General features: G+C 40.5%; 11 protein-coding genes and 1 other annotated feature. Of the genes, 1 reads left to right on the top strand and 10 read right to left on the bottom strand.

Features of this window, described 5'->3' with window-relative positions; genetic code table 11:
* Positions 1-88 precede the first annotated feature (88 nt).
* Positions 89-1,276 (bottom strand): amidohydrolase, encoded by a 1,188-nt coding sequence (locus tag A8F94_RS00615; RefSeq protein WP_066193978.1) that lies wholly within the window; start codon positions 1,274-1,276, stop codon positions 89-91.
* A gap of 223 nt (positions 1,277-1,499) precedes the next feature.
* Entirely contained in the window at positions 1,500-2,930 is a 1,431-nt protein-coding gene (locus A8F94_RS00610; RefSeq protein WP_302621298.1) for an MFS transporter, read from the bottom strand.
* A gap of 814 nt (positions 2,931-3,744) precedes the next feature.
* On the opposite strand from A8F94_RS00610, the gene A8F94_RS25515 reads away from it, so the two are divergent.
* Entirely contained in the window at positions 3,745-3,891 is a 147-nt protein-coding gene (locus tag A8F94_RS25515; RefSeq protein WP_175384322.1) for a hypothetical protein, read from the top strand.
* Between the two features lie 127 nt (positions 3,892-4,018).
* On the opposite strand, the gene A8F94_RS00605 is transcribed toward A8F94_RS25515, so the two are convergent.
* The 8 genes from A8F94_RS00605 to A8F94_RS00570 all read right to left on the bottom strand — a co-directional run bounded on the left by A8F94_RS00605 (position 4,019) and on the right by A8F94_RS00570 (position 14,021).
* Complete coding sequence (locus A8F94_RS00605) at positions 4,019-4,738, bottom strand: aspartate/glutamate racemase family protein (RefSeq protein WP_066193976.1); 720 nt, start codon at positions 4,736-4,738, stop codon at positions 4,019-4,021.
* Between the two features lie 61 nt (positions 4,739-4,799).
* On the bottom strand, positions 4,800-5,795 hold the full coding sequence (locus A8F94_RS00600; RefSeq protein ID WP_066193973.1) for an LLM class flavin-dependent oxidoreductase: 996 nt from the start codon (positions 5,793-5,795) through the stop codon (positions 4,800-4,802).
* 2 nt (positions 5,796-5,797) lie between these two features.
* On the bottom strand, positions 5,798-6,094 hold the full coding sequence (locus A8F94_RS00595) for a DUF3219 family protein (protein ID WP_066197118.1): 297 nt from the start codon (positions 6,092-6,094) through the stop codon (positions 5,798-5,800).
* 206 nt (positions 6,095-6,300) lie between these two features.
* Positions 6,301-7,659 (bottom strand): branched-chain amino acid transport system II carrier protein, encoded by a 1,359-nt coding sequence (gene brnQ / locus A8F94_RS00590; protein ID WP_066193970.1) that lies wholly within the window; start codon positions 7,657-7,659, stop codon positions 6,301-6,303.
* A gap of 686 nt (positions 7,660-8,345) precedes the next feature.
* Positions 8,346-8,600, bottom strand: a binding site (T-box leader).
* Positions 8,601-9,466: 866 nt separating this feature from the next.
* The gene (locus tag A8F94_RS24755) at positions 9,467-9,670 is read right to left on the bottom strand and encodes a toxic anion resistance protein (RefSeq protein ID WP_066193967.1); all 204 of its coding nucleotides are present in this window, start codon (positions 9,668-9,670) and stop codon (positions 9,467-9,469) included.
* 112 nt (positions 9,671-9,782) lie between these two features.
* Positions 9,783-10,892: a tubulin-like doman-containing protein gene (locus A8F94_RS00580; protein WP_066193964.1), complete on the bottom strand. Its 1,110-nt coding sequence runs from the start codon at positions 10,890-10,892 to the stop codon at positions 9,783-9,785.
* Between the two features lie 227 nt (positions 10,893-11,119).
* On the bottom strand, positions 11,120-12,268 hold the full coding sequence (locus tag A8F94_RS00575) for a toxic anion resistance protein (protein ID WP_066193961.1): 1,149 nt from the start codon (positions 12,266-12,268) through the stop codon (positions 11,120-11,122).
* A 67-nt stretch (positions 12,269-12,335) separates the two neighbouring features.
* Positions 12,336-14,021, bottom strand: a complete 1,686-nt coding sequence (locus A8F94_RS00570; RefSeq protein WP_066193958.1) for a vWA domain-containing protein — start codon at positions 14,019-14,021, stop codon at positions 12,336-12,338.
* Positions 14,022-14,035: the final 14 nt, after the last annotated feature.

Here is a 14,035-nt window from a genome sequence, read left to right as displayed (position 1 = left end):
TGATTCTATCTTTCATCGACAATTCATTATAACTCAAGGAGCATCAGGCTATCCAGACCCATTTCACAACCTATTTTGCTATTTTTTTCTAATCCAGCCCATAAAACCCACATACTACATGTCCAACTGCTTTGGCTGCAACAAGCAGCGCATCTTCATCGATATCAAATTTAGGATTATGGTTAAAATAAGGCTTCTCCACCCCTTTAGGAGTACAAGCAATGAAAAAGAAGCAGGAAGGGAATTTTTCGGCATAGTATGCAAAGTCTTCTGACGGCGGCATTGCTGGAAATTCTTTGACTTCCTTAATATGTTTATCATTGGCATTGTTGAGATACTCCGCAACCTTGGCTGTTAGCTCAGGGTCATTGTATAAAGGCGGGTAATCATTCTCATACGTCAAATCACAAGTCACACCAAATTCTGCTTCAAGCCCTTTAGAAAGACGCTTAATCTCTTTTTCAATCGTTTCTCTTGTTTTAACCTCCATGTAACGGATATCGCCTTCAAGCTCGACGCTGTCTTTAATGACATTGAATGTTCCCTTTCCATCAAAAGAACCAATCGTAATGACTCCAATTTCAAATGGATTGAGACGGCGGCTGATAATCGTTTGGACAGCTGTGACAAAATGGGCGCCTGCTACAATTGCATCATTCGCAAGATGCGGGGATGAACCATGGCCGCCTTTACCTTGAATCTTTAATTTCATATACGCCCTGCCGTTAAACGAATATCCAGCGTGATAGCCAACTAGGCCGGCTGGACCCATTGGCAGCAAATGAATGCCGAAAACATGGTCCAAATCATCAAGTACCCCGGACTCTACAATGCTCTTTGCCCCGCCTGGAGGAACTTCCTCGGCATGCTGATGGATGATTTTAATCGTACCAGGAATTTCATCCTTCAACTGAATCAGGCAATCAGCGAGAACGAGCAAGTACGCTGTATGGCCATCATGGCCGCACGCATGCATGACACCTTCGTTCTTCGACTTAAAAGGTACATCTGCCTCTTCAACAATCGGCAGCGCATCAAAATCCGCGCGGAGGCCAATGTTTTTTCCAGGCTTGCCACCCTTAATGGTCACAACAATTCCATAGCCATTTCCAACATTCGATTGAACTTCTACGTCCTTGCCTTTATAAAAATCAAGGATATATTGAGCTGTTTTTTCTTCCTCAAAGGAAAGTTCAGGATTTTCATGTAAATGCCTGCGAATTTTAATGATTTCATCCTCGCGGGATTCCAGCATTTGCATTAATTTTTCTTTCATGATGTTTCCTTCCCTTCTATATTCTGTATATTTTTAAAAACGCCACTTAATGTGGCGTTTTATTTCTTTACCTCTAGCTCCAGCGCCTATCGCCTAGCAAACTTCAGTCCTCCTCCCTACGATAAGTCATCATCGAATCGCTAGCGCTCTTCGTGATTCCTTTATCTCAGTCGAAGCCCCTCCATTTTGTACGGCGATGACCAAGGCGCTTCCGCCTTTGTGTTCACTCAGTAACCGGCTTCCTGCTGCCAGACTGTGTTTTACTCGAATCAGCAGACGTTTTACCAGCATCTGCAGGAACCAGGAAGATGATTGATAATAGTGACAGGATACCGAATAGGACATTTACGATAATCCCTGTTGTTGCAGCTGTTTCAAGGCTTCCATTCGCCGAGATTGCAGCATAGACTGCCGCTGAAATCGCGACACCAAATGCACTTCCAAGTGAGCTGGCCATTTTATACACCCCGGCTGCTTCACCGACTTTGTCAGCAGGTGCGTTTGATACAGACGTATCCGTTGACGGAGTGGCGTAAATGCCAAGCCCAAGGCCAAATAGTGCGAAACCAATGAAGACGATAATTGTGTATGGAAGGTCAGGCAGGAACGTCAAGCCCATCATTGCCACACCGATCGTCGTAATAATCGTTCCCCAAACCATAGGGGATTTCGCGCCAACTTTTTGTAAAATTTTCTCCCCGACCCGGATCATTGAAAGTACGGCAACCAAATAGCCAAGGGAAAGCATACCTGACTGGAATGAATTAAATCCACGCCCCATTTGTACATACGTATTCGCTACAACGAGTGTACCCGCAATCGCATTCAGCAAAAAGTTGGAAATAGTTGCACCGGTATATGGCATGTTTTTAAAAACGGCAAAATCGATTAAAACGACCTCTTTACTCTTTTCCACTCTAATAAAGACAATTAAACCTACAACCGTAATCGCTAATAAGGCGAGGGTAAGCGGGCTTGTCCAGCCAAGGTCAGAACCGTAGTTAATAAATACATTCAACGCAAGCATGGTAATGATGAAAATAACTAAACCAGTGTAATCAAATCTGAATTTGCCTGCAGATTCTTGTTTGCTCTCTGGTGTATCTTTCAATAAAAACATCCCAATAATGGCGAAAATGATGGAAAAAATAAAAATCCATCTCCACCCCAAATAGGTCGCAATAGCACCACCCGCAAAAGAAGCAACCCCTGAGCCGCCCCATGAACCGATTGACCAATAACTTAGGGCACGCTGCCGGTCTTTCCCTTCAAAATATGCTTTCATTAATGCAATTGTCGAAGGCATGATAAATGCAGCTGAAAGCCCCTGGATGATACGGCCGATAACCAACAATGCAGCACCTTGTGCAAATACGAGACAAAGTGAACCGATAATACTTAAAATAAAACCAATATTAGCTATTTTTTTACGGCCAATTTTATCGGCAAGTCCACCAGCCGCAACGATAAACATACCCGAGAACAAAGCGGTCACGCTAATTGCAATGTTCACCGTTTCTATTGGTATTCCTAAATCTTTTTGTACAGCCGGTACCACATTCACCATTGCCTGGGCGAACAGCCAGAATGTAATGACCCCAAACACAATACCGATAATCATTTTATCTGTACCTTTGTAACTTGTTTCCACGATAAAACCTCCTAATTCTGTCGAAAAAACTAAGATGTAAGATTGTTGATAGTATTTCCGTTTTTTGCTGAATCATTTATCCCATAACCAATGGCCCGAATAATTATGGCGTACCTTCCTTCGTCACTCTTCCCTTTTCTATTGTAAAATAACATTCGAATTTAAATTAGGTCGTAAATTGCCCCTCTCTCGGCAATAAAAGTTAATTATTTTACTCGCAGCCACTCATCATAAAAAGAAGGCCGTTATTATACCTCTTTCGAAAAAAGGTTTATATAGCGGCGGCATGGGAATAGAAAATGGTTTATTAGTAAAAATTTTATCCCTTTATAAAATCGCAAAAAAGCCATTGCTGGCTTTGCGCAACAAGGGCTTTATCAACGTATCGCTTTTTGAATATCAAAAAAATGAATTACCTTAATGCTCGATGGCCTTTTGCCTGAAAAAGCTGGTTCCGATTGAGGACGAGCAATTCCTGTTCCTTCAATATATAAAACTGGATATCAATCTCAATCGTTATTTCCCGCTAACGACAAAGACGAATTGAAATCCTTGATTAATTCACGGGGAAAGAAATTGAATAGTCTTCAATGAAATTTGAAACTGTTCGTCCATTTGCGCACACGCACTTTTGCTGAAAAAAATACTCGTCCTTATGATGTAGTCATATTAACAGCAGGGCTATCCATTTGCAATTGGACTGTATTGCTCAACCTATTTGGCGTGAATATCTTTTTCAAGACACATAAAAGAATTAATATCCACTTGCTGCACAAACTAAGATTGGAAATTCATCTTCGGCCAGGGAGTGACCATGATGCCAGAAAACAACAACCGCGAGCTAGAAAAAAGGGTTAATGAAAAATTCAATCGAATCCGGGAGGAAGTGGCGAAGGAGCTTGGCGTTTTTCCGGAAGCAAAGGCTACATCCGGCTACAATTTTGCCAGGGAAGAAAAAGAATAAGGCCGTTATAAGACTTTCCCTTTTGAATCATAAAGGGTAAAAAAAGCATGATCACAATCGTTCATGCTTTTCTTCATTTATCGAAATTGAAAAATTAATAAACCTAACTAACGAAGCATCATTGGTTTTAGTATTTTGAGAGTTGCCGATACACTAAATTTTCTAACGCTTTATTAACTGATTCAATTGCATGTATTTTAGTTGTATCGAATAGAGGAACTTCTACATCCTCTTGTTTTACTAATAATCCAATTTCCGTACAGCCTAAAATGATTCCTTCAGCACCGTTTGAAACTAAGTTTTGGATAACTTCCTTATAACAATCCTTTGATGATTGTTTAATGTTACCTAAACATAACTCTTCATATATAACCTTGTTAATTAGTTCTCTTTCATAATCATTTGGAATTAAAACTTTTATTCCTTCTGATTCTATTCTGGATTTATAGAAATTTTGTTCCATAGTATACTTTGTACCTAATAATCCAACCGTTGTAATCGTTTGTTTTTTTATTTGATTGGCAGTTGCATCAGCTATGTGTAAAACAGGAATGGTTATCTTTGCTTCTATATAATCAATTACTTTATGCATTGTATTTGTGCAAATTACTATAAATTCTGCACCTGCTTTTTCTAAAGATGATGCAGCTTCTCCTAATTTTTCACCTGCACTGTACCAATTACCTTCCGCTTGATAGCGTTCAATCTCGGCAAAATCAACACTATATAAAAGACATTTTGCTGAATGTAATCCACCTAACCTGTTTTTTACCTCTTCATTTATGATTCGATAATATTCGACCGAAGACTCCCAGCTCATTCCACCAATTAGTCCTATCGTTTTCATAAACGCTCCCCCAAATCCATATAGTCATATATACAAAAGGTCAGTCCATTTTAAGAAAACATTAACCCAGAATTTCTTTGGCAATCAATTTGTATGAATTGATCCGGTCCTCTGGAGAATGTGTGATAGTCACAATCACCAGTTCATCTGCCAGGTAGCTAGCCTGCAGCTGTTTAAGGGATTCACTAACCTGCTTCGGATTCCCGATTATCATATTTTGTTTAGCCTTGACCAGATAGTCTTGGTCTTTTTCGTTCAATTGAAAGGCTTTCGCATCCTCGATTGAAGGAACACCCTTCGCTTCACCTGTACCCCGGAGCAGCCCCCATATAATGTTGCTCAACGCAATCTCTTCTGCCAGTTCAGTTGTCTCCGCACAAACCACGGAAACCGTCAGAATCACTTTGGGAACATCGCCCTTGTTCCTTGGCTGAAAAGCGCTCCGATAGTGATCGATAATCTCTTTCCCATCGTTTTCACTCATAAACTGGCCAAAAGCATAGGACAACCCATATTGAGCAGCGAGAATTGCGCTTTTCTTCCCTGTCCCCAACAACCACGGTATGGGAGGAACATCTGGGAGCGGTGAGGCCGTTACCTTTGCAAGCTCGTGTCCATCAGGAAAATCATTGTAGAGAAAATGTAGCAGTTCCTCTACTTTCTCCGGCATCTTATACACCTGCTGCAGAAAGTTATCTGACAGTGCATTGGCAGCTTCCGCCGACCCGCCGGGTGCCCTGCCGATTCCAATATCAATCCGGCCTGGGAAAAGAGTCGCCAACATATTATAGACCTCCGCCACTTTATACGGTTTATAATGCGGCAGGAGCACAGCACCTGAGCCGACGCGGATCCGTTTCGTATTGGAAGCAATAAACGGTATCATCACTTCCGGTGCCGGACATGCGAGGCCTGGCATATCATGATGTTCCGCAATCCAGTATCGCGTATACCCCAAATCATCCCCTGCTTGAGCAAGCCGCAGAGAATGATTCAGGGCTTCTTTCGCAGATTGCCCGGAAGAAACCGGTGACTGATCTAAAATACTTAATTTCATAATTAACTACCCTTCCTGGGCCTTAATTCTTTGAGTACTAAATGATATTGCCCCACTTGCCCTCTCTCATACAAATTTGTAATCGAAGTGGAATATTCCTGAATCGTTCCCCTAAATGCCAGGCCTCTTTCAGGGACCTTCACATCGAAAGTAGCCTCGTACAAAAGTGTTGCAATATCATGATACTGTTCATTCGTAACGTTGAAATCAATAATTATATTATGTAAACCGTTCTTAATTTCTTCTTTATATTTGTCTACCTGAATAACCGTTTCATTTAAAACTATTTCCTTTATCAAAACATCACCTGCTTTATTAAACTTTAAAGGGATTTTACCATCTGTGAAAGATATGAGCAATTTCGATAACACCAAAAATATACCCCCCTGCCATGTTTTTTACCAGCAGTTGCTTATGGAATATTTAGCTTGCCTCCAATGGTTACAAGTATAAAGCCTCATCCCTCCATATATTTTACGAGGAATGAGGGAAAAGACTCTTTAAACTAATTGTTGGTATTGCTTCTTATATAATTTTTTTCAGCCATTGAATAAGTAGCGTCTTTCAGATTTCCCCATAAGTAACCAAGAAAAGCACCAAGGATTGCAGGTATAATCCATCCAAGCCCCTCACTATACAAAGGAATGTAACTAAAAACGTTTGTAATAAAGTCCAACTGGAAATTAGCTTGCTTCAGACTATCAACAATGCTAATTAACGCTGTCCCACTCAAAGCACTTATATATACAGAAGAATATCCTTTAAAGTTTTTATGGAAAAACGATAAAATGATTAAAACGATTGTCAGTGGATAAATGGCTGTTAAAATTGGAACGGAAATTAAGATAATTTGGTTCAATCCTAAATTAGAGATTCCCAGACTAACTAAGCATAAAAGAGCAATCCAACTCTTATAAGAATATTGCGGTATTAATTTTGAGAAATATTGGCCGCAAGATGTAATAAGGCCTACAGATGTAGTTAAACAGGCAAGTGTAAAGATAACCCCAAGCAGCAGTGCTCCAGAGTTTCCAAATAAATGTGCAGTGACAACGGTTAATACGGCTCCCCCATTTTCCGGTGATTCAAGTAACGCGACGCTGGCTGCTCCCAAATGGCCTAACATAATATAAATAAACGCTAGACAAAATCCTGCAATGATCCCAGCTTTTACAGTAATTGCCGTCATCTTTTTTGAACCACGAATGCCGTTTTTTTCGATTGATTTAATGACAACACTCCCAAATAAAAGTGCGGCCATTGCGTCCATTGTGGAATAGCCATCAATTATACCTTTAAATGCTGCTCCATTCTGATAGGCTTCGGCAGGTGTTCCATAGTTTCCTGTTGGGTGAAAAAGACTTTGAACAAATATTATTGAAATAAGAATGATCATAATTGGTGTCAAGATCTTGCCTATTCTTCCAAAAAGTTTTGAAGGGTTTAGACATAACCAATAGTTAATAGAAAAAAATACAATAGAATAGAGAAAAAGAGTCAGCCAATGGTCGTTTAGTCCTTCTGGAAGAAACGGAGCGGCCCCCATTTCAAAAGCAACATTACTCGCACGAGGAATTACCAGGAAAGGACCAAGACATAAGTAAGTCATTAAGGTGAAAAGAACAGAAAAGATCGGATGTACACGGTTCGTTAATGTTTGTAAATCTCCGGTTTTAGCTATTGCTGTTACACCTAATACAGGCAGACCAACTGATGTAATTAGGAATCCTGCCATTGCTCCCCAAAAATTAACCCCTGCTTCATGACCAAGAGATGGCGGGAAAATTAGGTTTCCGGCCCCGAAAAACAAAGCAAATAACATTAATCCCGTATATAAAGTGTCTTTCATTGAATGGTTTTTCATTATTTATTCCTCCTAATGTAAGTAACGGTTCAAACCTTTTACTTTTATTCAATACTCTCTTCGATTTCTAGCACCCCATTAATCTTACAAAGTTGCTTTTCCAAATGTTTAAATGTCAATTCATTTGAAAATATAGAGACGGTAATTAATAACCCTCCACCTTCATCCGCTGTACTAGAGGAAAAATTATTAATTGAACTACATTTTTTAAAAGCGAGTCGGTTATTTGAATTAAAATATTCGATTGGGTATCAGCTAAAATAATGATAGACTTCTTCATTTTTCCTCCTATGAAAAATGCGATTTTTCCAATAAAAAAACTCCCACCTCACAATCAATTAAACAGTACATGTTTGTTTGATTGCCGAGGCGAGAGTATCGCGGTACCACCCAGCTTTCCCATCTTCCTCACGGAAAACAGGCTCAATAAGTCTAACCTTTAGACTTCGGTCTGTTAACGGGACCAACCGTCACTCACTACTCTGGTAATGGCTTAACCATTTGGCAAGCAAAGCTCCAAGGCGACTTTTAAAAAGAATTAACGACCGTTCTCTCAGCCAATGAAACGGATCTCTGACGTCAGGGTTCTCTTTTACTACTCCTCTTCAACACTTTGGTATTCATTTATTTAAAAATAAAAACGCCCCAGCAATGATCCGGTTTTGCTTTACGCAAAAACGGACAATTGCTGAGGCGAAAAATCACGTTACCACTCAACTTTCCTATCTTCCTCACGGAAAACAGGCTCAATAAGTCTAACCTTTAGACTTCAGTCTATTAACGGGACCAACCGTCACTCACTACTCTGGTAATGGCTTAACCATTTGGCAAGCAAAGCTCCAAGGCGACTTTCAAAAAGAATTAACGACCGTTCTCTCAGCTAATGAAACGGATCTCTGACGTCAGGGTTCTCTTTTACTACTCCTTTTCAACGCTATATAAAAAATTTATAAAATGTTCTTTCAACTTCTATAGTTAACGATTATATTAGTATATTAATTTTATGTCAACACTAAAAATTAGGATTTTTGTAACGAGACTTCTTCTTTTAGGAAAGGGGGAGGTTTCCCCATAAACAAGCATGGGTCTATTTTACTCAAAACCAGCCTTCATTGGAATCGAAGGCAGAAGCAGATTAGTTTGAGCACGCTCTTACAAATAGAATAATGCCTATAACGATTATGATTGAAAGTAAGTTAACTAAACAACCACTACTTGGTGCTCCTGTAATTGCTTGGGCTAATGCATTATTGAGAGTGCCGCCTGGGTTTTTTTTGTTGTTCCTTTGCCTTCAATCTTTCTCTTTCCTTTTCAGACATATCCACCCCGCCTTTTAAAAATAACTCCCCTATTATTTTTTTCTAACCAAGTCGTTTCACTTTCCTTTACACACCCCTTAGAAACAAAGCTCTGTTATAATTGAACGTTGATTATCCTTTGTTTGAAAAATAAAAGGAGAAATTCCTGCTAAATTGGGAAATACGGATATTTCCATAAAAATAAGGGGAGTTTTTCCTGTTATACATCCAAATCAATGGGTTTCGACCTATGTAGAGTAGCTTAAGGGGAATATCTCCCCTTATATGTGCATCTTAAGCTATCTCTATATTCAATAGAGGGAAATTCTCCCCCTATGTAAAATTCAAACCTACACGCAAATCAATAATCAAATTAAGCTTACTACTATATCGCTGATTTGCCATTTTCATATCAGGTTCAGAGACGAAGCCGTTATCTAAACGCTAAGAGTTGCTCGCCAGTTAAGCAAGAAAAAAGGATACATCCCAAGATATTTCCTTTTGTACTTTTAATTGCTCAACAAGTTTACTTCATTGCCTTTTTCGAGCCTCTGAATCTGTTTTTCGCCTGTTTCAGCATGTTCTTTGAATTGGTTATTGGTTTCACGCATTTTCGGGAGTGCTTGCTGTTTGTACGTACGGATCGAGTCCATCGCCTCTATCACGTCAGCAAATGCTACTTTTAGCGTCTCAACAGAAACACTTGATTCCATCGCCTGCTTTTGAATTTCGACGCTTGCCCCTTCAGCATTTTGCTTGTTCCTGCAATTATGACATCGAATACAGCCTTTCAAAAAAAGACACTGGGAAGGCCCAGTGTATAATTTAGCTATTGGATTTTGTCGGTTTATGATTGACTGTCCGTGTTGGCCTGGGGTTGTTTCTGGCTTTTAAATTGGATGCCCAGCCGATTTTCGATTCATATTTCTGTGTGTATTCCTTTTGGACAAGCTCATGGAGCCGGTCCCTATTTTTGATCAACATATCTTCCATCACTTGAAGCCGACGTGTTGGGAAGCTTAGTCCGGCAAGAATGGTGGTGATGGACGGGTCTGTTTCGGAGATATAGGTTCCTTCGTACAGTTCGAGGGGTTCCCCGACCCTCTCGAAAATTGATGGGATGTTAATCAGTTTTGAAACATTCTCAGGTCCTTCATAAATCAATCCGGCACGGATGACACCAGGCGATTCAACCGGGCAGAAAACCGAGTTTGCCCATGATTGCTGGATTTTGAGGGATACATCAGAAGTCGTTTTGGCATCTGTCACTGTACTGGTTGAGATGACTGTTACGCCTCGTGTGCAAAGGATATTCATGAGGTCTGTTTCATCAAAATTCCCGTAAAGAGAGCTTTTCTGAGTTATTTGTAGGACATGGTTGATTGCTCCCATCACCTTCTGGTTAGAAGCCAGATAAATTTGCTGTTTGCTTGATTGGGGATTGATCCGGCGCAACTGGTCGTTATCGACCAGGAAGGTGGATGAAATCCCGTCAATTTTGGACAATTCCTCAAGGCATTCCGCTGCATTGATACGGTTTCCTGCCAGGACATTCCGTTCAGGCACGACAGCAATGGCTCCTACCTTCAGCCCTGGCAGCTGGTTCAGCAGGATTTCAATCAGGAGCGGGCTCATCCCCGAGCCGGTCCCACCGTCAGTGGAGAATGCCACTAATAGAAACTTTACTTTTTTGAATGACTTCTTAACGAATTCCACTATCTCCCTATAATTATCGTTTACTGCTCGGGCACCGATCGACCGATCCTGTCCGGCCCCGTTATACCCCGGAACAAAAAACTTGTTTTCAACCCTCGTATTGACGAGCCCGTCACGCTGGTTCGTGTTGATAAGGGCGGTTGGAAAGCCCAAGGCCGATGCTGCCTCCGCAATATTGCCACCTGCCTGACCTACGCCCAAGATTCCAATTGGTTTCACCAAATCCCCCTCCTTATCCTAATAAGATATTACTCAATAGTTCAAAATTTAGACTAATCTTCTGGAAAGGAGCACCGTTTTTTCTATACAGATAGGCCTTTATTGTTGCTACTTTTACTCCAGAAATGTTTTTAGGGAGCCTAAATAAAATTTCCATACAAACAAACCAGATGATCACATTTCATCTGGTTTGTTTTAAATGATTCAAAATATATCCTTAATTATTTCTAATTGGTTAAGAGGTTTACTTCATTGCCTTTTTCGAGACGCAGAATCTCTTTTTCTCCTGTTTCAGCCAATTCTTTGAATTGGTTGATTGTTTCACGCATTTTTGGCAGTGCTTGCTGTTTGTACGTGCTAATCGAGTCCATCGCCTCTATAACATCAGCAAAAGCTGTTTTCAGTGTCTCAACAGAAACACTTGATTCCATCGCCTGCTTTTGAATTTCCACACCTTGTTCTTTTAGCATTTTGCTTGTTCCTGCAATCAAATCGTTCGTTGTTGCGTTAAGGGCTTCGATCTTTTTTAAGACGATCTTCTGGTTATACAATGCACTTGCTACTGTAACAGCAATTTTCAATGCGGAAATGGTAACGGTTTTTGCCCGTTCAACACCACGGATCAACTCCCTGTTGTTACGGATGACCACTTCATATGCAATAATGCCTTGCTGGTTAACGGTGAGCATTTGCTGCAAATCCATCACTCGCTGACGCAGGGGATACAACACTTCTTCGGTGATGAATCGAATTTTATCCGGGTGTTCACCTTTTGCTTTAGCCTGTTCGATTTGAACTTCAATCGCGTCATCCATTAAAGTTCCAAGCTCAATCTCTTTTCTAAGGATTTTCGTCAAATCCCGAAGACCCTGTTGTTCAATTTCAAGCGTTGTATTGTCATTTTTTAAGGTCATTTTCCCTTTTTCAAGGCTTGTAACGATATCGGAAATGACACTGTCTGCTTTTTCGTATTTTTGAAAGTATGCCCGAAGCGGGTTGAACAACTTCCCAAGAAACCCTGTTTTTGCAAAATCAATGATACTTGGATCGAGATCCTTCAAATGGGTTTGAAGTTCAGAAAGGCCTTTTGCGACACGGCTTCCTTCATCACCCTGTTTTGCTAAGTTCCCCACCGACACTTGAAGAAGTGAGTTCTTGTTTGAGGAAGCCCTCATTGTGCTTAATCCGAAACTCTCGATACTTTTTAGAATTTCCTTTCGCTTTTCAAGAGATTCGACATCCAATCCCATTATGGTTGAAACATTTTGATCGGCTGCTTCTTTCAGCTCTGAAATTTCTTCTGGAACAGGTTCAACCTGGACTTCGACAAGTGCTTTCACTTCTTCCGGACTTGCAACATTCATTGAAAATGACATACATTTTTACCTCCGTTTTTAGAGTGTTCTAGAGTTTTAGCTTCTGCCAAGGATCAGAGCATGGTCATTACAATTGTACGTTAAATAGGTTTTTAATCTTATAGACTACGTCATCTGAATCAGCATTGATACTAGCTGCTTCGTTTATAGATGAAATGGTCTGAAGAGCCTTCAGGTTGGCGTTATATCCAATCGTATAGACTGGAACCTTGTAAGCCTGAATTAACCCGCGGATCTCATCCAATGAGTGCCCTTGATTGGTATCGCCGTCGCTCAAGACAAAAATGAGAGGTCTCACATCAGGATTCTTCTTCATTTCATCCTTGAGCATCTTCATCGCAACGACAATACCATCATACGTTGCTGTTCCCCCATTTGCCTGCAAGCCTTCGACAGCTCCGACAAACATGGATTGCTGGTTGGTATCGAATGTAGCAATTGGCAGATTGATTGTTACATCATCAGAATAAGTAACCAATCCTATGCTGTTATCTTTTCCAAGATATTTCTGGCCTTTTAACAAACTTTCTTTCATTCGGTTCAATGGTTCTCCATCCATACTTCCAGAGACATCTGCAACAAAAACAGCCATAATCGGTTTATTGCCGTTTTTCTTTTCTTTCCATAGCTTTTGAGCAGCAGAAAGAGTAGCACCGTCAATCGCTTTCAGTTCGGAAGTATAATTGTCTAGACCGTTAAATCCATTTTTCTTTGCCAGCTCCTGATACTTTTTCCCTTGAGCGAAGTCAGCAAATGTTTTAATGATTTGCTTTTTCTCATCTGTGATATCGCCAATTGCATACAATGGACTATCATGGCGAACGCCGAACGGAGTGAATACATAAGAATCTTTCAAATCAGGTGAGTTAATGAATGTTTGATACTCAAGTACGAACCCATCCAATGCACCCGATTTTGCAGCTTCTCGCATCTGCAATGTCGTAGAAGCAGTGAATGGCACATTCGATTGGAATTCTTCAAAACCCTGTACGGCTTTTTCTCCCAAAAGGTTGGATTTGTCAAATGTGTTTAGAGCGGTTAGAAGGAAGTTAAGTCCTGTCGAACTTGCGAACGGATCGGTATATCCCATTGCAAATTCATTTTTCGCCATTGCATCCGTTAGAGTTTTCACGTTTACAGATCCGTATTTTTCTACTAACTGGTCATGTTTCTTTTTCGTGATGACGATGCCAGGTACGTTGCCGACCATTCTTTTTGAAATAAGTTCGGTTGTTACCCCGCTTTCTTTCACCATCTCTCCCCAAAATTCATTAGATGGAGTAAATGCCTCTGGAACGTATTTTCCTGATTTGATATAGTCTGTTGCTGTACCCGACGCAATGCTTCGTATCTTGACACTGACGGCCTTTCCATTCACTTCGAACTTTGAATCGTTGTAGTCTTTTGCTACTTCGTTAATCCAGGAATCATTCCCTTTTCCCGACTTTTCAGGTGAAGAGAAGATTTCTACAAATAAATCGGTAGAGTTTTCAACAGTAACGGGAAACTTATTGATATCAGGCAATTCTTCTGCCAGATCTGCGGGATTCAGATCGATTTGTCCTTTCACAGGCTTTCCCTTTGTCACATCAATGTCTGCATACATATCAGCCAGCTGTTCGTCCGCATTTTCCGCGGTAATCTGTTTTTTTGACTTTCCCAGATTCGAAGTAAGTGAGATTCCCAGATAGACGATTCCAAAGAATAAAACAGTGGCAATTAGTGATACGATTATGAATTTACCTTTATTCATTAGCCGATGCCCCT

Origin of the sequence: Bacillus sp. FJAT-27225 (genome assembly GCF_001685025.1) — a bacterium.
Taxonomy (GTDB): domain Bacteria; phylum Bacillota; class Bacilli; order Bacillales; family Cytobacillaceae; genus Bacillus_D.
This window is presented reverse-complemented; position numbering and strand designations above follow the sequence as displayed.

Excerpts from the sequence above, each read along its gene's own strand:
- A8F94_RS00615 (WP_066193978.1), bottom strand. The coding sequence starts at position 1,276 with ATGAAAGAAAAATTAATGCAAATGCTGGAATCCCGCGAGGATGAAATC.
- A8F94_RS25515 (WP_175384322.1), top strand. The coding sequence starts at position 3,745 with ATGCCAGAAAACAACAACCGCGAGCTAGAAAAAAGGGTTAATGAAAAA.
- A8F94_RS00605 (WP_066193976.1), bottom strand. The coding sequence starts at position 4,738 with ATGAAAACGATAGGACTAATTGGTGGAATGAGCTGGGAGTCTTCGGTC.
- A8F94_RS00600 (WP_066193973.1), bottom strand. The coding sequence starts at position 5,795 with ATGAAATTAAGTATTTTAGATCAGTCACCGGTTTCTTCCGGGCAATCT.
- brnQ (WP_066193970.1), bottom strand. The coding sequence starts at position 7,659 with ATGAAAAACCATTCAATGAAAGACACTTTATATACGGGATTAATGTTA.
- A8F94_RS24755 (WP_066193967.1), bottom strand. The coding sequence starts at position 9,670 with ATGGAATCAAGTGTTTCTGTTGAGACGCTAAAAGTAGCATTTGCTGAC.
- A8F94_RS00575 (WP_066193961.1), bottom strand. The coding sequence starts at position 12,268 with ATGTCATTTTCAATGAATGTTGCAAGTCCGGAAGAAGTGAAAGCACTT.
- A8F94_RS00570 (WP_066193958.1), bottom strand. The coding sequence starts at position 14,021 with ATGAATAAAGGTAAATTCATAATCGTATCACTAATTGCCACTGTTTTA.